We start from the raw sequence: 474 nt of genomic DNA on the forward strand, positions 1-474 counted from the left end.
GCGGGAGGGGGGGCTGTGGCGGGGGCGGCGCGAGGCGTGCCCCGAAGGCGCCCACCTGGTGCTGTGCGCCGAGCGGGGCGCGGCGCCGCGCGCCGGGCCCGGCCGGGCGCTGGACGACCTGGAGGCGGCCGAGACCGTCCCGGTGGTGACGCGGGACGCCGCGCCGCCGGCCGGTCCGCTGGCCGCGCTGACCGGGGCGGTGCGGGGCGGCGATCTCGCCGCCGTGGACGCGCCCGGCCGGGAGGTCGTCATCGTGCCCGCCGCCGACCCCGGCGAGGCGGTGCACCGGGCGGTCCAGCTCGTCACCGACTCGATCCCCCGCGCGCTCGGCATCCCGGTGGAGGACGTCCAGGTCGTCGCGACCGCCGCCGGCGGCCCGGCGGGCGCGGGGGCGCTCAACGCGGCGCTCAAGGCCCGGCTGAACCCCGGCCCCGGCGCGTTCGGCGGGATGGACCCGTCTCTTAGACACATCTC

Annotated in this window: 1 pseudogene; it reads left to right on the top strand. The window is 81.2% G+C overall.

Annotated features, from left to right (window positions below):
* A pseudogene (locus HUX53_RS00190) lies at positions 1–474 on the top strand (conjugal transfer protein TraA); the annotation flags it as partial.

The organism is Actinomadura sp. BRA 177, from assembly GCF_013372625.1.
Classification (GTDB): Bacteria; Actinomycetota; Actinomycetes; order Streptosporangiales; family Streptosporangiaceae; genus Spirillospora.